The 19,726-nt window shown below is 41.1% G+C and carries 17 protein-coding genes; 3 read left to right on the top strand and 14 right to left on the bottom strand.

The genetic code is table 11. The annotated features are described in order from the left end of the window. Window positions 1–19: 19 nt before the first annotated feature. Window positions 20–973, bottom strand: coding sequence for a DUF3810 domain-containing protein (locus G601_RS0112280; RefSeq protein WP_242834419.1), 954 nt, complete (start codon window positions 971–973; stop codon window positions 20–22). Between the two features lie 236 nt (window positions 974–1,209). On the opposite strand from G601_RS0112280, the gene G601_RS0112275 reads away from it, so the two are divergent. Together G601_RS0112275 and G601_RS0112270 are read left to right on the top strand one after the other, a co-directional pair. Continuing rightward, window positions 1,210–1,890: a hypothetical protein gene (locus tag G601_RS0112275; protein WP_026665537.1), complete on the top strand. Its 681-nt coding sequence runs from the start codon at window positions 1,210–1,212 to the stop codon at window positions 1,888–1,890. A gap of 177 nt (window positions 1,891–2,067) precedes the next feature. Beyond that, the gene (locus tag G601_RS0112270) at window positions 2,068–2,583 is read left to right on the top strand and encodes a hypothetical protein (RefSeq protein WP_026492319.1); all 516 of its coding nucleotides are present in this window, start codon (window positions 2,068–2,070) and stop codon (window positions 2,581–2,583) included. On the opposite strand, the gene G601_RS25115 is transcribed toward G601_RS0112270, so the two are convergent. From G601_RS25115 to G601_RS0112205, 12 genes are all read right to left on the bottom strand, one after another. Next, window positions 2,576–2,974, bottom strand: coding sequence for a helix-turn-helix domain-containing protein (locus G601_RS25115; protein WP_051200979.1), 399 nt, complete (start codon window positions 2,972–2,974; stop codon window positions 2,576–2,578). The two genes, G601_RS0112270 and G601_RS25115, sit on opposite strands and share 8 nt — an antisense overlap. Before the next feature lie 121 nt (window positions 2,975–3,095). Beyond that, window positions 3,096–6,041, bottom strand: coding sequence for an InlB B-repeat-containing protein (locus G601_RS25110; RefSeq protein WP_026665536.1), 2,946 nt, complete (start codon window positions 6,039–6,041; stop codon window positions 3,096–3,098). Between the two features lie 373 nt (window positions 6,042–6,414). After that, complete coding sequence (locus G601_RS0112255) at window positions 6,415–6,825, bottom strand: hypothetical protein (protein ID WP_026665535.1); 411 nt, start codon at window positions 6,823–6,825, stop codon at window positions 6,415–6,417. Window positions 6,826–6,941: 116 nt separating this feature from the next. Further along, the gene (locus tag G601_RS23105; RefSeq protein WP_051205811.1) at window positions 6,942–7,880 is read right to left on the bottom strand and encodes a hypothetical protein; all 939 of its coding nucleotides are present in this window, start codon (window positions 7,878–7,880) and stop codon (window positions 6,942–6,944) included. Between the two features lie 307 nt (window positions 7,881–8,187). After that, a complete protein-coding gene (locus G601_RS0112245; RefSeq protein ID WP_026492322.1) occupies window positions 8,188–8,436 on the bottom strand; it encodes a helix-turn-helix domain-containing protein in 249 nt (82 codons plus the stop codon). Then, entirely contained in the window at window positions 8,426–8,791 is a 366-nt protein-coding gene (locus tag G601_RS25105) for a helix-turn-helix domain-containing protein (RefSeq protein WP_081673517.1), read from the bottom strand. Before G601_RS25105 ends, G601_RS0112245 begins: the two co-directional genes overlap by 11 nt. A 182-nt stretch (window positions 8,792–8,973) precedes the next feature. Further along, window positions 8,974–10,869, bottom strand: coding sequence for a substrate-binding domain-containing protein (locus G601_RS0112235; RefSeq protein ID WP_155834529.1), 1,896 nt, complete (start codon window positions 10,867–10,869; stop codon window positions 8,974–8,976). Further along, on the bottom strand, window positions 10,866–11,867 hold the full coding sequence (locus tag G601_RS23095) for a sensor histidine kinase (protein WP_051205810.1): 1,002 nt from the start codon (window positions 11,865–11,867) through the stop codon (window positions 10,866–10,868). Before G601_RS23095 ends, G601_RS0112235 begins: the two co-directional genes overlap by 4 nt. A gap of 378 nt (window positions 11,868–12,245) precedes the next feature. Next, the gene (locus G601_RS0112220; RefSeq protein WP_026665533.1) at window positions 12,246–13,004 is read right to left on the bottom strand and encodes an RluA family pseudouridine synthase; all 759 of its coding nucleotides are present in this window, start codon (window positions 13,002–13,004) and stop codon (window positions 12,246–12,248) included. Window positions 13,005–13,224: 220 nt separating this feature from the next. Further along, window positions 13,225–13,914, bottom strand: a complete 690-nt coding sequence (locus G601_RS0112215; RefSeq protein WP_026492325.1) for a response regulator transcription factor — start codon at window positions 13,912–13,914, stop codon at window positions 13,225–13,227. A gap of 30 nt (window positions 13,915–13,944) precedes the next feature. Then, a complete protein-coding gene (locus G601_RS0112210) occupies window positions 13,945–15,072 on the bottom strand; it encodes a sensor histidine kinase (protein ID WP_026665532.1) in 1,128 nt (375 codons plus the stop codon). Window positions 15,073–15,096: 24 nt separating this feature from the next. Continuing rightward, window positions 15,097–16,974, bottom strand: coding sequence for an HD-GYP domain-containing protein (locus G601_RS0112205; protein ID WP_026665531.1), 1,878 nt, complete (start codon window positions 16,972–16,974; stop codon window positions 15,097–15,099). Between the two features lie 156 nt (window positions 16,975–17,130). Here G601_RS0112205 and G601_RS23090 point away from each other — a divergent pair, with 156 nt between their 5' ends. Next, window positions 17,131–18,054, top strand: a complete 924-nt coding sequence (locus G601_RS23090) for an alpha/beta hydrolase (protein ID WP_051205808.1) — start codon at window positions 17,131–17,133, stop codon at window positions 18,052–18,054. 28 nt (window positions 18,055–18,082) lie between these two features. On the opposite strand, the gene G601_RS0112195 is transcribed toward G601_RS23090, so the two are convergent. Beyond that, window positions 18,083–19,642 carry a glucosyltransferase domain-containing protein gene (locus G601_RS0112195; protein WP_026492327.1) on the bottom strand — a complete coding sequence of 520 codons (1,560 nt, stop codon included), beginning with the start codon at window positions 19,640–19,642 and terminating at the stop codon, window positions 18,083–18,085. Window positions 19,643–19,726 lie beyond the last annotated feature (84 nt).

The raw sequence follows: 19,726 nt of genomic DNA, 5'->3' as shown, positions 1-19,726 counted from the left end.
GCCTCCTAAACTATCTAAACTATTTTTCTGAGTAATACTCAAGTAACATCAGCTCGACCACTCTGTTGTAGCTGGCCTTGCCATCGCCAACACCGTTCACCTTAAGAGTTGTATCCACAAAGGTATCCGCTGCCTTTTTCACCGTTTCCGTCTCTATGACTGCGTTGTCCTCGACCTTCTTCCAGCTCTCCTCAGTAAGGAAAATATTGTCATCCCAAACCTGCTTGGATATAGCCACATGGGATTTGTACTCCTCCTTGGATACGTTCTCGTAAAAGGCGTTATTCACGTAATTAAGGACTCCGAGATAACCGCTGTATTCAAAGACAATATCATCCGATCCGGTGCAGGCAAGGTACGCAAGGAAATTCGCCTCATCCTCGAAGATATAGCTCTTTGTATGAGCAAGCTCATGACACATGGTAAAAGGCTTATTCATGATATACATGATGTCATTGTAGTTAGCCTCCATTGAGAAGGGGAAGTAGTAGCCCTGCATATACTGCTGGCTCATGAACTCGGAAAAAACGAGAGCCTTCGGTGTCACATAGTAGCCCCCAAGCTTTGGAAATCTTTCTCCGAGATTACCCATTGAAAGCTTTGCTGTCTTTTTCATTTCTGCTTCATCGCATATAATCTCACCATTTTCACCCCTGGGAATCTGCTCAGAAAGGGCGTTACATTTATTAACTATGTAGTCTCGAAGCTCTGTGAGCTCTGCGATCGTAAACTCCCTGTCACTGTCGTCGAAGGACTTCTTTATAGGTGTGCAGTGATAATTTATAAAGCAGTTAAGCGTCATGATGAGCGCTATTATCACCAGAAGCCCTATCGTGCGCTTCCTGATCCATCTGCAAAAGAAAATAAGCACCAGCCACAAAATCCCTGCAATTATCATGAATTCGCCAACAGAAAAAGGCGCAAGGCTAGTCACCCTTCCATACGTATTCACCCAAATCGGAAAAATGTACATGGTATATGCGTCGGAGAATTTCGGGATAATCCACGAAAGAAGGTTAAGTATAACAGTAATCGCAAATAGTATAAGAAAGAGAGCCCTGCTAAAACGCACTCCCTCATTTGAACCCTTAGATGTTTTCACTAATGTTTTCCTTTTCGGAATCTGCATTTTTTGTCTTTTAACCGCATATATATTATACTCCTTACTAGATAGCAATGTATAATAAAATACCTTTGGGAGATTAATATATGTCAAAAAAGCTAATGCTTTCTTTCACAACTATACTGTGTGTCCTTCTTCTTTCAGCCTGCGGATTATCAGATGAAAATATCGCAAAAGTTAAAGAAGCCCAAGCTGCCCTTACAAAAGAAAAGGAAAACGCAGAGGATATCTACGGTAAGTTAACAACCGACTCTTTTTTGGACAAACTCACAGAGTTATCCACAAAATATGACGAGTATAAGGATCTTGAGGTGGAAAAACTAAGAAATAAGCATGTCGAAGATATTGTCTCCGGCATGGGTGAGCTTACGGATTCCTATAAAGCACTTGGAGATGAGATGAACACAGAGCTCCAGGCCGAGGAGGCTGCTGCCACAGAAAACGCAAAGCATGTTGAGATTCTATGCTATATCCAGAATAAATCAGGCTTAGAGCTAAGCTCCATCATTTTCCGCGATAACTCACAAGGCACTGATACCGCAAACATGCTCCCGGAGGGACATTCTCTCTACTCAGGAAGAACACTTGAGGGAGTAGTTCTTCCGGTTAACACAGACAGCAGCGACATTGCTATTGTTGTAACGGATAACGTCGGTAACGAGACCACATATCCTCTTACTATAGTGGATATTGCTTCCGCCACTGAAAACGGAATCTCCATAACACTCGGCTCTCCCGAAGACGGCGCCGAAATTTCCAATTATTAAGTTTTTAATAAAGCCATAATAGCCGTTTAACCTTAAGCAAACCTAAATTCTTTAGATTTTCTTAAAAAACACGAAAACCTCTTAAAAAAGCGGGAAAAGCCTTGAAATCACTGACTTTTAGGACTATAGTGTTTTGTGCAAGAAAAGGTTTTCAGGGCAAAAAGAGGAGTAAATATTATGGCAAAATTCAAACCGGATGACAAAGTCATCATCTTGGACTACAACGGCAAACCATTAGTGCCTCAGGTCGTAGCCAGAATCGAAGAAGTGTATGAGAATGGCAGATACAGACTTGATCTTCCTGATGGGGCTGCATGTTTCGAGTACGAGAATCATTTTCAGAAAATTGATGAAGAGACCTATAAGAAATATTTACACGCGGTAAGAGAGAGAGAACAGGAGCTTCCTCTTGATCTCAAGATGGACATTCGCAAGTTTGTTGCTAAGCGTCCGCGTCTTCGCCGCGATATATATAGAAATTATGAGCTTGATAAAAAGTACGTAAGCATCATTCATGCATACGCTGGCCGTATCGCAATGTATGGCCATGACAACATTCCCCAGCATTTCCTTTGGGAATTTGAAGATGCAAAGCAGGGCATAGTTCAGACAAGAGCATTCTTCCACGATATCGATGAGTCTATCAAGGAAGTTGAGGTTCCGGAGAACGCTAACGCTCCTGTAATCATGTAATCACATCTGTAGTACATGAGAGCGCAGTAGCAAGTTGTTTTACAACTCTGTACTGCGCTTTTGTTATGTCCTTTTCTCCGGAGTCGAAGGCGTAAATAGTATCCGTGGGAATATCCGTAGCCTTAGACAATTCCTCTATAGACATTCCCAGAGCCTTACGCCTCTTCCTTAATCTTGTTTCTTCTTCCCCATCATCATCCATGAAAAATTCGCCAAGAGATATTTCCAAAGCAGCGCAAAGCTTCTCCAGATCTTCTACAGAGGGATTCCTTCCCTGTCCGATCCAGGTAGCCATAGTTGACTGGGGTATTCCTGCAGTCTTAGCAAGCTTATATACAGTCCAGCCGCGCTCATTTCTTAATCTTGTTATCTTTTCCCATACATCAAACATTGGATCCCTCATTTATGCTTTTAAGGCGAAGGAGCGGGCATATAGCCCGCTCCCTCTAAGTGATTGAAGAAAAGTAATCTTACATGAGGTTAACTCATGAAGTTTTTCCTATGAATGGCAATTACTTAACCTTTGTCTTTCCGTTCTTTACAGTACTAAGATTATTAAGGATTTCCTTATTCTTCTTCTTGTGGCTACCTGAGCATGTGATCTTTCCACCCTTCTTAAGCTTCTTGAAGGACTTAGCCATCTTCTTAGTGAGCTTGGTTCCCTTAATCTTAACGTTCTTAACCTTACTCTTATAGAAAGCCTTAGGATCGATTCTCTTGATGTTCTTTCTGATAGTAACTGTCTTAACCTTAGTATCCTTGAATGCTCTAGCATCGATACCAACTACCTTGTATACATTACCTGAAAGGTCTGTATATGTCTCAGGGATATCAGCCTTTGTTGCATTCTTATCTGCAGGAGCTTCGTACTCAACTTCAGGGTTGCTAGGATCAGCATTAGTTACCTTGAATCCGGTCTTGTTGCCGTTTGCATCAACGAGCTCTGTACCTACAGGTGCGGGTGTTCCCTTAGCTGAATCATCAGCTGCCTTAGGTGTAACACCTGCTGCTGCATCTGTAGCTGCCTTAGCTGCCTTTGTTGCATTAGATGCTGCTGTCTTTGCTGCACTTGCTGCTGTCACAGCTGCTTCCTTTGCAGCTTCTGCGTTTTCAAATGTCTCTTCTGCAATTGGTTCTTCTGCTTCATCCAATACTTTTTGGAGATCTGCTTTTGCTTTATCAACTGCATTAGCTGCTGCTGTTGCATCTGAAGATGCCTTTGTAGCTGTCTCTGCTGCCTTCTTAGCTGCTGCTATGTTAGCCTCAGTAGGATCATTCTTTACTGCCTCTGCTGCCTTGTTAGCTGCGTCAGCTGCATCGTTCGCGGTCTTTGTAGCTGTCTCTGCATTTGCTATAGCTTGATCAAGTTTGTCTGTTGCAGCTTTAACTGCTGCGTCTGTAGGCTTATCATAAGCTTCCCACTTTGCATAAAGAACTACTGTTCCGCCAGTTGTATTTTCATATACTGCTTCATCTTCATATGTTTTTACAGGATCAACTGATCTATCTTCCCAACCTACAAAGTTGTATCCCTCGTTCTTGAATGTGTTCTTTGCAAGCTTCTGTTTATCGCCACAAACGAACTTCTGGGATGCCATTGTGCCAGTACCACCATCGGGATCGAAGTTAACTGTAGTTTCTTTACCCTTCCATACAGAATAAAGAGTAATTTCTCTTGTTGTACTTGTCTGGATAACAGATTTTTGAGGATCTGCAGGATCAAATTCAGGTTCTGTCGCATCCTTAGTTCTTGCGAAACCTAAGAAATCATAACCAGCTCTTGAGAATTCATCATTATAATATGCGCCAATATCATAAGGAAGAGATTCACCAATATCAGCAGTTACAGCACCATCACCACCATTTGCATCGTAATAAATTGAATAAGTGTTAGGAGCTGCTTCCCAAATAGCATACAGTGTAACTGTAGCGTCAGCTTCTGTTGACAGATTATTTATCTCTGCTCCATCTGTAAACTCAGCTTTAGTAGCATTTGCTGACTTAGCCCAACCTAAGAATTTGTTAGAATCATTATCAATATATGTTGTTTCGTCTGTTGCACCTATCATTACAGGAAGACCATGAGGTTCACCATATTCCATAGGTATTTCATCTTCATCATTATCGCCAAAACCATGTTCAAAGTTTCCACCATTAGGATCTAATACAACTGTATATGAATTAGCTTCCCAATTTGCCTTGAATGTAGTATTTTTTGAAATTACTACTTTATCACCAATCTTCTTTTCTCCGATGGGAGCATCTGCTATCCATTCTGCATTAGCTTTAAGATGATAACCATCACGCTTGAACTTGTAAGTATCAGCTAAAGGATTGGGAAGTGTTACTTCCTTACCATCATAGATTGTCTGATCAGGAATAGCAGTTCCTGTACCACCATTCATGTCAAAGCTAACTGTATAAGAGTCTAAAGCTCCCCAAATCGCATACAGAATTGTATCTTCAGTTACATCTAATGTATCTGTAGGATCAAAATCTGTAGCATTAACATCGGGATTAAAGCCAGCGGGTGTACGAGTTTTAAGTGTTGACCAACCTACAAAATCGTAACCTGTTTTTGTGAAGGCAATATTATCATTAGTAACATCTTTTATTTCGTAGCCATCTCCAGCACCTTCATCGGGATAAGCTTCACCTTCACCACCGTTAGGATCATAAGTAACAGTGTATGTCTCAACGGGTTCAGTAGCTAATACAGTGAATTCTAATGTTGCTGTTTTTGCTGTTCCTACAGCGTCCTTTTCAGTTGCTGTTACAGTAACACTTACATCATCATCTTCTGGTAATGTGGCACCATCAATAAATTGTACTGTAGTTCCATCCAGTTCGAGTAATCCATTATCCTCTTCAATAGATAATTCATAATCAGTACCAGAAGTTAATGGTATATCATCATCTGGATTTGCTGCTTTTATAAATACAGTATCAGCCAAATCCAACTTATCCTCTAATGAATCAAATGTTGCATCCAGTGGATCAGCAAGCTTAAAGTACCACACAGGAGCAGCCTTTACGGTAACTTTCAGAGTTGCTGTCTTAGGATCTTGATCAGCCTTTTCTGTTGCTGTTACAGTAAGTTCTGTATCATCAGCCGGTAAATCTACTCCACCTTTGAATTTTAGTGTAGTTGTTGGAACCTCATTTCCATCACCAAACTCTAACAGTTCATTTGCTTCTATAGTTAAATTGAAATCATCAGATGATACTGGTGTATCTCTCTCTCCATCTACATATTCAAATACAGCATTAGATAAATCTAATGTAGCATCTGTAGCAGTTAGTGTAGCATCGTCAACATCGAAGAACCAATCACCTACTTCATGATCACCTTCTGCTTGCGCAATAATACTTGAGAACGGTGCCGCGACAACACTCAAGTTACTTACAGCCAATGCACCGGCCAGTGCAAAAGACCATAACTTCCTGTTTTTCTTCATATAGTTTTTTCTCCCTTCATAAAAAATTTTTCATCCCACATAGGAAATAATAGTACGACCGTACTACTTTTAAGACGTATTTATTTCCCCCATGCAGTATGATTAGTTACATTTTTCAGACAGTTTACGCTTCTGTCTGATAGTATCTATTTTAAGATTGTATATAGCCTGTGTCAAGAAAACAGCTGGTACCACAGTGCTAGTATTTATCTGCATTTGTTGACATTTTATAAAGATTTAATTTTTGTAATTTCGTATTTGTTTAAATTTAAAGTGGAATTCGTAACAAAAAATCGGAAATAATCGCCTTTTTTGAAAGGTATTATCTCCGATTATTTTTCTGATAAATACAATAAGTTGCCAAGCCCTGATATTAGTCTGTCATTACTGCATTAATTTCTTCTGAATCTGCTCTATGACTACAATTCAGAAAAGCATGCCCCGCTTTAAACACAAGATCTATTCTTTGTTTTTCGCATTGTACTATAATTTCACCGTCATTGACGTATTGCTCAATGCTCTCAATCATAGGTTCCAAAAAAGCAGATGCATAGGTTCCGTCTACATCAATAGTGAAGCTATCATTTCCCTCATATATCAGGTTAATTCCCATTGCTTTGCATATGTGTGAAAATGTCTTAGCTTTCCGTACCTCTCTGACGGTGCCATTATGATCCCATTTAGATTTATTTGCCTCTTTTTTTATAGCTATATACATTTCATCGAATCTTGATCCAAGAAAAAGCTCTTTAGATACTTCTATCTGTTTTAAATAGCTGCTCATTATACACATCCTCCGATATGCAAATTCGAAATATTTTAACCAAGAAAACGGAGAATATAGCCGTTTTTGTTTGCTATTATATCTCCGTTTTTACAGAATCATATAAGGTATCAGAATCAATCTGATAACAACCCTTTCTCTCTAAGGATTGTCTTTACTTCATCAATAGAAATCTGCGTTTTTTCAGCAATATCCTCTATGGACATACCATCTTCATACCTAGCTGTTACCTTACCAGATAGTTCTCCTTTTTCTATTCCTTCATCTATCAGAACTTGACTTAAATTACACATCTCACTTATCCTCCTTTCAGTCTCGTCATTTATCACAACATTAAATTCTTCTGAAAGTCGTTTCCTTTTAATTTCTGTTTCGTCTTTTCCAAGAAATTCCTCTAGCATTGCTATGAGATCATTCTTTGATTTCTCAAGATTCTGGCCCTTTCTGAGTCTTATGATGATTCCCTGAACCTTGTCTATATTTGGAAATTCAATCTCTTTTCCGTATATGGCATCCTGCTTGAACCTTATACGGTTTATTGAATCTTCATCATTAGCTGCATCCATGCATATCCATATGCTTCGAACAGCCTTAAGGTTATCATAATCTGAATGAGCAAACTCGACTTCTTTTTGTGAAGATATCATTCGAGCCAAATAATATATGATTCTGTTATCCAGGTGATAGCCAAGCTTATAGGCTTTTGAAGTCCTTTGTGTCTCAATATTAACAAGAATCTTTATAAGTTCCTCTCCGTAATATGCAGAAAACCTTATGTCATAGAATATCTTGTTTTCGCCCGGAACATTATCTTCTTCAGATTCTTTTTTAACCTTCTGCGTATTAGTATAACCTGGCTCCATTCTCGTTTTTGATATTACAGGATCACCGATATTTGCAATTATATCCTCGATCTCAGCATCCTTAAATTCATCAAGCGTATATTTGAGTATTCTCGCCAAGACCTGTTTGTCAGAGAGGATTTCCTTTACGATTTCATCGTACTGTGCTCTTTTAGCCGCAAGGTCAATTACTTGTGAAATATTTGTTTCCATTTGTGCTCTTCTGCTCCAATTATTGCATTAAATATCTCCGTTAGCAACAGCTGTTTAGTGATGATTTCTCCTCCTATGTCGCCAGCGAGTATGAAACTATTCTATCACGAATGCAAGAATATCTGTTCGAACAAAAGATTAATTATTTATTAAATATTCTCAGAAATACTCGATTTTACGCCTTTTTTAAAATATTGATATTATAGACGTAACGTTCCAAGAATTACAACTCATTATTTTCGAACTGCAGCAAAAAGGAGATAACACCATTTCCGGCATTATCTCCACTAATCTACTTATACTTATTTCAGACATCATCCACTATGTCATCTGCAATACATCCCAGCGCCTTGGCGATTTTGTGGACTATGCGGTACTGAGCCTTAGAGATGTCGCGTTTTCGCTGTTCGTAGGCGCATACAGTTTCCACAGAAATTCCGGCTTTCTTGGCGAGTTCCTCCTGAGAAAGGCCTGCAAGCTTTCTGATTCTGGCAAGACGAGTATCAGGCTGCAGCTTATGAATGATTGGCTCATTAATGTTTTGATTAGTCATCATCCATGTCCTCTTCATGCAAAGTCAGCGCTTCCAGAGTTGTGTTAATTGATCTGTTTATGAGATTCTGTTCCGCCTTTGAAAGCCTGTTTATTCTGATAACGGTGTCTTCCATAACGCTGGTAGTATTATTTCCAAACAGGATATAGTCGCTTGAAACACTCAGGATCTCACATATATTTATAAGCGTCTCTAAAGAAATCCCGCATACACCTCTTTCTGCGTCAGAAAGAAACTGGGTCGACAGATCCAGCTTCTCTGCGAGAACTTCCTGCGTCATGTGTCTACGTTCCCGCGCTTTATGAATTCTTTTCCCAATCTCAATGTTTTGCGATTTCTTTTCCACTTTTTTCACCATATCAATAATTCTAATAAAATCCCTTTTCTGAATTAATCAATTTTGACACTTATAATGTAAGTGTTTTTCACTTATTTATTAGGGTTACACACTTATTCCATAAGTATTAGGGCATAAAAAAGCAGGCTCTTTCGAACCTGCTTCCTCTCAAACAAATCGCATACAACTATTCAATTCATATTTTAGTATCGTCTCTTCCTGATATAGTCATCAGCTATAGACTGATCATATATCTTCTCATCAGTGATGATCCTGAACGGCATCTGTTTTCCGCTGCAAAGATCCCGTATAGCCTTCATAAGCTGTGGTCCAATGATGGGATTACACTCAACGGCACAGCTGAGCTCGCCTCTCACCATTGCCTCGAAGGCTTCGCTGGTGGCATCTACAGAGACTATCTTAACATCCTCATCAGGCTTTATGCCCTGCTCCTTCAGCTCCTTTATGGCGCCAAGAGCCATATCGTCATTTTGGGAAAAGATGATATCTATATCCCAGTCATGGTTTAAAAGATACTTTCTTATTACCTCTCTTCCGCCTTCAAAGGTGAAGTCACCATAATCAGAATAGGCTATGTAATAGGAATTATTCTCACTAAGAATCTCCTTGAAGCCCTTTCCGCGTTCCTCTGTGGGAGAAGCACCCTCATTACCCATGATCTCCATGATCTTCATGGTATCGCCGTCACCTTTGACATTGTCTCTGATCCAGCGCATGGCTCTTCTTCCCTCTTCCATGAAATCGGCACCAAGATAAGTGGTAGTTAGGTTCTCCTCAGGATTTTCCACCACAACGTTTCTGTCCGACATGATAACCGGTATTCCTGCAGTTTTGGCTTCTCTTAAAACCTCATCCCAACCGGTTTCCACGACAGGTGACACCACTATCACATCTACGCCTTCATCTATGAAGGTTCTAATAGCTTCAAACTGCTTCTCCTGGGACTGGTCTGCATTCTCCATATGAAGATCTATGTTGAATTCCTCTGCCGATTCCTCGATTGATTTCGTATTGGCAAGTCTCCAGTTACTCTCCTGACCAACCTGGGAATAGCCGACCTTTATTCTTCTGCCATCGTCAAAGCTCTCGGCATTAATTCGTCTTAAGCTCTCTTCGGCATTCTCTTTTGTTATGACATTGCTGCGTAGGATCACCTGCTTTGGAACACCGTTTTCATGGTTAAGAATGGATAAGGCATAGTCTATCGCTTCCTTACCTCCAATCGGGCAGGATACCGTGGCTTTAAGCCTTCCCTCAGACACCAGATCGATGCCCTCATCCTCTCCGGTGAATCCGTCGCAGTCCACAATCATTAATTTATCTTCAAGTCCAAGCTCTCTTACTGCATCGCAGACTCCAAGCGCCATGCTGTCGCTATAGGCAAATATCACATCCGCATTTTTCACAATGCCCTTGTATTCCATGACCGTGTCATAGGCAGCATCCTTGGTCTCCACAACCAGCGGAAGCTCTGAAAAGTCTATTCCCTTTGTGTCATTAATGATGCCCCTGAATCCGGATAATCTCTCTGCTCCCTGCCTTGATGTAGGATTAGCGGACAAAGCCACAACATTACCGCCGTTTTCCTTTAGAAGCTCCACTACATACGAGCCTGCCTGCTGCCCTATAACCTCATTATCAGGACCGATATACAAAGTGTAATCAAAGCCTTCCACCGCTCTGTCCATCACTATTACAGGGATTCCGCTGTCATACACTTCCTTTATCTTTTCCTGCAGGAGCTTTTCATTGCAGGGAGATATTATCAAAAGATCGATCCCGTAGCCGATGAGATTATCTATATCCTGAATCTGCTTATTTACGATTCCTGTGGCATCTGCGGTGATTATCTTTATATCATCATTTTTGGCAGTCTCTTCCCTAAGCTCATTAATGAGGGCCATTCTCCACTCTTCTCTCATGTTTGCCTGAGATACTCCGATTATGGAGCCCACACCCTTCTTACTTCCGCTGTCGGTTATGGGAATAATATGGCAGCCGCCCACTAAAGTGCCAAGTATAAGTGCCGCTAGCAGGATACATATCTGCATCCATTTTTTCTTAATAATGCTGATCAATTTATAACCTTCTCCTCATCGCTGGGAATATATATTGATATCCTGCTTCCTACATCAAGAGTGCTGGATACTTCAACTCTGTAGCCGTCTCTGTACCTTTGCTGCAGTCTTTCCTTCACATAGAACAGACCAAAGCTCTGGTTATCATCTGCCGATATGTTCTCAGGACGCTGGGTTTCGTTAAGGAGCTTATACAGGGATTCTCTGGTATTATCATCCATTCCCTTTCCGTCATCCTCAACCGTCATACATATGCTGTCCTCTATCCTGTGAACGGAAATATTAATATGGCCCGTGCCCCTCTTTAGCTTTATTCCATGGTATATGGCGTTCTCCACCAGAGGCTGCATTATAAGCTTGGGCACCAGAACCTGCATGCAGTCCTCATCAGCGTCTATCTCAAAAAGGAGCTTATCTTCATACCTTGTTTTCTGAACGTACAGGTAGCTCGAAATATAATTAATCTCGTCCTTTAATGTAATAAAGCTGTTGCCATGACTCAGGCTGATTCTGAATACATTGGTCAGCGCATCCACCAGATTTACGATATCTCTGGCTCCGTGCTCTCTCGCCATCCAGTTAATGGTATCCAGGGTATTATATAAAAAGTGCGGCTTGAACTGTTCCTGTACAATCTTAAGCTCCGCCTTCCTCTTCAGGTCTTCTTCGTGTCTCACTCTCTCAAGCAGCTCCCTTATTCTTTCAATCATGTGGTTGAAGCTCATTCCAAGGTCTGCTATTTCGTCTTCCGAGTCACTTTCAAATCTGGTGGTAAGATTACCGTCTTCCGTCTCCTTCATAAGGTCTCTTAGCTGTTTAATAGGCCTTGTGATGTTATCCGACATCTTAAGTGACAGATACTGAACAAGCAGAAGCGTCGCCAGAAGGATTCCCGAAAAGATTCCTATCATTCTGTTAAAATCTCCCATGACCTCTTCATAAGAAATTACACTTACGGTTTTCCAGCCTGTCTTTTCAGAGGTTTTAAAGCGTATCATATAGCGTCCGCTTCCGATATCAACGGTGAGAAGCTCATTTTCATCCTCGAGCCACTCCGGTCTTATCCTGTAGACAACAGGGTTTATAGGTGTATAATGAACGAAGCCTGCTGTTCCTTCTCATTGTGAAACCCCCTTTCACCTTCCCCGTTTTTCATACATTTCCAGTAAAATAGTAGTTAATCGATTAACCTAGGTGGGAGACTCTATGTGCTTACAGTACGCTTACACCCATAAATTCAAAGAGCTACCGATTGATATTCTAGCATTGCCCATTTACAAAGTAATTATAAATTTCGAGCCTTTTTTTATAGTTTTTTGTACAGGGATTATTTTTGAAAATAGCAGACTTATTATCTCAGAGAGATATTCTAAGTTTTAGAATTCCTTGAATATATCTCCCTTGGGCTCTATTTCAAATTTCATGATCCTATTTGTCACAGGATGCTTAAACTCCAGTCTGCAGGCGCAGAGTGCCACATTCCTGACCCTTAGTCTTGCAGATACTTCATCGCTTACTTCTGACATATAGCGTCTGTCCCCTAAGAGAGGGTGTCCCGCATTTGAAAATTGTGCTCTTATCTGATGATACCTTCCGGTCTTAAGATGCACCTCCACAAAGGATATTTTCTCCTGTGAGTAGCCATCCTTATCATCAAAGTCAGCTACGTTATTGGTTGATATTTCACTGATACTCTTTGTGGACAGGACCTTATAATCAAGAATACTTTTCTTATAGTCCTTGTTATCACCGACATTATCCTGTGACACGACTGCCTTTTTTGTAGCGGGATCTTTAGCCAGATAGTCTGTAAGGTTTCCTTCTTCATCCTCAAACTCGCCGTAAACTACTGCCTTATATACCTTACTCATATCCCCGTCTGCCTGAACCTGCTTGGAAAGACTCGCTGCTGCCTTCTTGGTTCTTGCAAACACGATTATGCCTTCCACAGGCTGATCCAGACGGTGGATTACGTGAAGGAGTGTTGATTTATTTTTAAAGGTCCCTGAGCGCAGGATTTGTGAGCGCAGCACTGTTTCCATATCCTCTGAGGTTACACTGCTACTCTGAACTGCCATGCCCGCAGGCTTTACGCATACTAATATGTCGTTGTCTTCGTGAAGTATTTCTATCATAGACCCTCATCCGTCAGCTTCGCTGACACCTTCCCCTTAAAAATAGAATTTCGCTCGCGAAATTCTCGCGCCGAGCGCGGTTGCATTTATGCAACAATTTCATCTCGCGCGAGTGCGCATCCTCGCGGAGCGTTTTTAATTTCATAGGAATTTCCTATGAAATTAAAAAGGCTCCCCGCGCATACGGAGAGCCTGTAATCACACAAAGCTATTTTCAGGTTTATACCTTGAAGCGATATCCAACGCCCCAGATTGTCTCAATATACTGAGGATTGGAAGTATCAAATTCAATCTTCTCACGGATCTTCTTAATATGAACCGTAACGGTGGCGATATCACCGATTGAATCCATGTTCCAGATTTTCCTGAAGAGTTCTTCCTTTGTGAAGACGTGGTTAGGATTCTCCGCAAGGAAAGTAAGAAGATCGAATTCCTTTGTTGTGAAGCTCTTTTCTGCTCCATCAACATAAACTCTTCTTGCAGTCTTGTCAATTCTAAGACCTCTGATCTCCACAACATCATTGGACTCATGTCCGCTTCCCACAAGTCTGGAATAGCGAGCCATATGAGCCTTAACTCTTGCTACCAGCTCTGATGGGCTGAAGGGCTTGGTTATATAGTCATCTGCACCAAGACCAAGTCCCCTTATCTTATCGATATCATCCTTTTTCGCTGATACCATAAGAACCGGAACGTCCTTCTTTTCGCGGATTCTCTTACATACCTCAAATCCATCCAGTCCGGGAAGCATGAGATCAAGTATCACAAGATCAAACTCTTCATTAAGGGCAGTCTGAAGTCCCACATCACCGGAATTTTCAATTTTCACTTCAAAATCAGATAATTCCAAGTAATCCTTCTCGAGGTCAGCAATCGCTTCTTCATCCTCTACAATCAGTATTCTGCTCATACCAATGGCCTCCTGTCTTTTTTTGTTTTTTTATACGCTCTCAAAATCGTGATCTACCACAGATTCTCCGTCCGCCTTCTCATGGTACTCCATGTACTTGCGAAGGACGAAATGCATGCAGGTGCCTTCACCTTCATGACTGGTAGCCCAAATGTATCCCCCATGATCCTCTATGATTTTCTTTACTATGGAAAGTCCGATTCCGCTTCCTCCCTGCTTGCTGTTTCTGGAGGAATCAGTTCTGTAGAATCTGTCAAAAATATTTGGTATATCCTGGGATCCTATGCCCTTTCCATTATCTTCTATCTCAACTCTTACCGAGTCAACTTCATCAAGAATTCTTACGTCGATGATACCTGATCCATCGTCCCTTCCCAGGTATTTGACGCTGTTACTTACGATGTTGTTTACAACTCTCTTAAGCTGCTCGGGGTCAGCGACTATCTGTGTGTCAGGTGCCGTAAGGTTAGCGTAATTAAGCTTGATATCCTTACTGTCCAGATCCATTCCGATTTCTTCAATACAATCTCCGAAATAGTCTCCAACTACTATTCTGGTAAAATTGTAGGGTATGCGGTTATTGTCGATGCTTGAGTATAATGTAAGCTCGTTTATAAGGTTATTCATATCATTCGCCTTGTTGTAGATCGTGCGAATGTACTTCATCTGTCTCTCAGGAGTATCTGCGACTCCCTCCAAAAGTCCCTGTGAATAGCCCTTTATCGCGGTAATAGGTGTCTTAAGGTCGTGGGATATATTACTTATAAGCTCCTTGTTCTGACCTTCTCTTATTACCTTTTCATCGGCTGATTCCTTAAGCCTCAGCCTCATGTCTTCATAATTTCTGTAAAGTTCTCCTATCTCACCTTTATCACCAATGTCTGTCGGAAGCATGTAATCAAAATTGCCGTCCTTGATATGCTGCATCGCAACATTAAGTTCATCCACCGGCTCGAAAAATCCCTTCCTTAGCCAGGCAGTCAATATGACACTGGTCGCTATCATTATCAACCCAAATGCAATTACCATGTAGGTAATGAGACTTGTATAATTATTGGCAACTGAATTTTGTATGATGATAAATGAAGCAATAACCAGGATAAAAGGTAAAATAACAATGGTTGCTGACGTGATCATCAGCCTGGTTCTAAAACGCATGTATGCTCCTTAAGTATATCATATTTACATATCCGGAAATTCTTCCGCAGCATTGCCAAGGATCTCCTGCATCGCTTTGTAATACATATCATAGCGGCCCTGACCTGTCAGATTCTCAAGTTCCTCTATTAGCTCAGGTGACTTCTCGATTACTTTGACTATGTTCGGGTTATATCTTGTTCCTGCTTCGCTCTGCAGCTCCTTTAAGAGCCTCTTGAAGTCCTTACCCTGTGTATAGCTTCTTGTTAAAGTATCAGTTCCTGCTTCTATTGAATCCGCTATGGATATCAGATCTATGATGCTCCTTATCGGAGATTCTGTATTATCATAGTTCAGAGGATATCCGTGAAGTCCGTCGTAATGCTTGTGATGTCCAAGAATTACATCCGCATAGGGAACAAGCGCGGAATTACCCTTTGCTTCCCTGTAGCCCACCTCGGAATGCTTTCTGATCGTAGCGTATTCCTTGGTATTAAGACTTCTGTTCTGTCTGTTAATTGTGTCCGGTATGTAACATTTTCCAATGTCATGTACCAGTCCGCTGATTGTGATAAAGGAAAGAAGATATGCTTTATTTTTCTGTATATCTTCGAGAGTCTCTATCCCCCTGATTCCAATAAGCTCATCCGGTTTCTTTTCAATGATCTGCTGCCCAATAAGTGTTGCAATCTTGGCAACCATTTGGGAATGAATGTAAGTAAAGGGCTGCCTTCTTACAATCATCTGCATTATGAACTGAACCTTGTTGAGCTCCCCTTTTATTACCGGCTCTGCTGCGTGATACCACTGCTCACACAAAGGTTGCATCTGTCCGGTAAAGAATCTATATGGTATATCGGCTAAAATCGACATAGATTTAGGCATAAATTTTTCAGTCCACTCATCTAATGCAGATTCTTCCAATTCCATCTTTTCCAAAATCATTATTGACGTGCATGCATACTTGAAATGACGCATTACAAGTTCAAAGTTAACCGGGTCATTTTTAGAAAAATCCGGTGCAGGAATTATCTCATTGATACTCTTTATAAGAACATCAAGAACTTCCTCTGAGGGCATCTCTCCCCTCAGCCACTTGTATGTAACACAGGTCCTGAAATCAGGTGATCCAACAACGTCCCCTTCTCCGGCCTCTGCTCTCTTATTTGAATTTCCAAGAAGATCTAGATACTTATCCCTGTCCTCTTCTGTCAAAATATCTATATTTTTGGACTTCGCCATAAATGCGTCGTCGATAATCCTGAGGAAATCTTTTATCTGTTCATTGTCAGCGTCAAGCTTCTGAACATTTTCATTTTCCCAAAGAGCCCACACCTCGTCATAAAGTCTGATACTCTCTGATTTTTCCGTATAAAAACCGGAAAGATATGTAATTAAGAATAAGTAATCCTGGAAAATAAACTCCCTGACTTCAGGAGAGGAAATCTGTGAATAGCGGCTTGCTTCCTTTATAGATTTGCGGAAATACTGAAGGGCTGTCTGCATACCTGTCTTATCACCTACGGAGCGGTAGAACTGCGCATATTCCGTTCCAAGTACGTGATAGATTGCAGCAAGAAATTCCGGTTCATCCATATCAATGAAAACCGGCAAAATCTTCTCACAGAATTCAGTTAGTACTACGAAATCGTGATGATCATCAAAGAAAAGGCCAATTGCAAGATCATACAGAAGCTCTGCTTCCTCAGGAGTAATCTCCTCTGAGCAGTTCTCCCAAAGCTCTGCCATAAGTTCTTCATTCTCTTCGTAAACCTCACGCATGACATAGGATCGCTCAGAGAGAAGCTGAATCCAATCGAATGGATCCTGCAGAGTGAAAAGCTGATCTTCATATGTTTTAAGCTTTAAAGAGTTTTCAGTGTAAAGCTTCCTGAATTTCTCTGCAAGTTTTCTTTCTAACATCTGTACCCCTCAATACAATCTAGAAAAAGAATGCAAAATATCAGTCATAATTATCATACCATATTTCGTTTATTAGTGCTATGGTGACTATCACTAATTGCACAAATTATTAGTATTTGCTAAAATTCTTATACATTCATATACAAGGAGGTTCCTATGAGCAAAAAGCGAAATTTCGTATTCTTTGGCTTATTAACAGCTCTTTTGGGAGGGGGAGCCGCTACTGCATCCATTTTTTATGATATGGCAGTTGTACCAAAAAAGAAGACACAGGAAGAAATAGATTCCGATCCTATCGACGCAAAATCGATCAGATGGCTTAGAAATTGCCCTGAGAGAGAAGACATATATATAAATTCAATTGATGAATTAAAGCTTCACGCTCACTACATTAAAGCAGCAGAAGAAAGTCACAAATATGCCATCTGTATCCACGGTGTGAAAAGCGATGGCGAATACATGGCAATGTACGCACAGCACTATCACGATCTTGGAATAAACGTCCTTCTTCCCGATAACCGCGGTTTTGGTATGAGTGAAGGCGACTACACAGGCTATGGTTACTTTGACCGCCTGGATATTCTGGAATGGATTTACTCCATCATCCGCAAGGACAAGGATGCCCACATCATCCTTCATGGAGTGAGCATGGGAGCTGCCATAACTCTCATGACTACTGGTGAGCATCTTCCCGAAAACGTAGTATTTGCTGTTGCAGACAGCAGCTACACCACTCTTGTTGAAGAGTTTGTCGATGTTTACAAGATGACTAAGAACATCATTCCTGTTTCGGTCTGCCTCTTCATTCTCCGCATGGCTATATTATTGAAGTGCGGATATGACATTAAAAAGGTTGATGTTCTGGAAGCGGTTTCCAAATCCAAGACACCGACACTTTTCATTCATGGCGATGAGGACAAGCTTATCGATCCTCACATGTCAGCAAGGCTCTATGAAAAGTGTGCTGCACCCAAGCAGTACTGTCTGATTCTTGGTTCCGGCCATGTAAAGGGGGCTTATATAAACCCTGAAAAGTACTGGACTAAAATTGAAAAGCTAATGGAAAAGACTGGGTATTAAGCCCAGTCTTTTATCGTTTTATAAGTATTTACTTACTGTCGTCTTCGTTAATCTTTACAACCCACACTCCGTCAATCTTGGCAGCGCAGCCATCAGCGGGATATATGGGCATGTTCTTAAACTCATCAGTCGCCATGAGCTTTTCTTTCTTATCCTCTGTGAGATCACCTGTCTCAAGTCCGAACCAGATTTGAAGAACCCTGTCTCTGTTTGTGGGAAGGAAAAGAAGGTCCTCTAATGTAGCACCCTCGAAATCCACAAGCTCTTTGCCGTTCATGTTGTGATTTGCAACAGGCAAAGGATCGGGATAAAAACCTCCAAGTATTGTCAGGGGCTCTCCGTAGGTAAAGCCCTCGGCAGCTTCAAGCTTTGAAAGGATTCTGTTGTAGTACTGCATAACTCGGTTCTGAGCAATGTAGCTTCTGTAATAGGCGTTGTTTACAACTCTGGCACTTGAATAAAACTCAAGAAGCAGTGTGATGAACATGGCAGATGCAAAAAGTACCAGCACCTTATTCCCCCTGCTTACAGCCAGAAGCCTCTCCATTCCTGTGATTATAAAGAAATAAAATACGCTGTAGGAATAGATCATAACCGTTGATGCGTGAGACAGCTGCGGAGCCATCACATAAACAAGTCCCAGAGCAAGAGGCATTATTATCAAAAGGATTATTGCAAGAATTCCTCTAAGGGGTTTTACAAATGCCTTCTTTTTAATGAAAAGAACAACTATGAGAACTATCAGCATGCCGGTCAACACTCTGTTAAACAGAGTGGGCGAGCCCTTCATAAAGCTCTCGGGCGCTGTTACGAAATACTGAAGTACTCTGTGGTAAGCTCTAAGTACCGCAAGAAGAATATCTCCGGGAGAGGTCTGACCTATATCGCTAAGTCCCTTGTAATCACTAAGATCAACAAACTTAAGACTTACAAGATAGCCTCCCATTGCGATTCCAAGACCAAGGATACTTCTAAGTCCCTTCTTCACAATGATGAAAACATCGCCTCCATCTATCAGCATGAAGAAATAAATAAGCACAAACAGTGAAGCTGCCAGTCCAAAATACGCCTGATAGCAGGCCATACTAAAGAACTGAATCACCGCGCCAAGTATAAATCCAAATTTGTACTTCGAGGTTATATGGACGTTAATGGTGGTGGCCAGAATTGCAAGAGCAAAAGTAGGCGCAAGGTACATGTAGTACATATTGCTGGCAGTACTTGGAAGAGTCATCATCGTAACTCCGATAAGAACCGCGGCTGTTATGCTCTCTATTTTCAGGGTGTTCACTATAACGCAGGCGGCAATAGACAGAATTATGATCGCCATTATTCCGTTCAGTGCCGGGCTTGACCACGGTGAAAACAGATCATGTACCGGCTCCTGGAACCATCTTCCCAGTACCTTTCCTCCGCCAACACCCGGAACACATACGATGTCGTCCAGATTGGTTATCTTATTTGACAGCATATAAAAATGAACCAGCAATCCCGTTATTAAACTGGCAAAAAAACAGAATCTGTTAGTTACCGGAATGCTGCTCCATATTTTTTTAAGAAAATCGGGCATTTGCTTTTTTTCTTCCATCGCAAACTCCTCTTCAATATTAAAATCGAATTCAATTATAGCAGAAAATATGGTAGTATGAACAGAATGATATTATAGATAGAG

This window comes from Butyrivibrio sp. FC2001 (assembly GCF_000424125.1).
In the GTDB taxonomy this organism is placed as follows: Bacteria; Bacillota; Clostridia; order Lachnospirales; family Lachnospiraceae; genus Butyrivibrio.
Note: the sequence above shows the minus strand (reverse complement) of the source record. Positions and strands in the feature narration are given on the sequence as shown.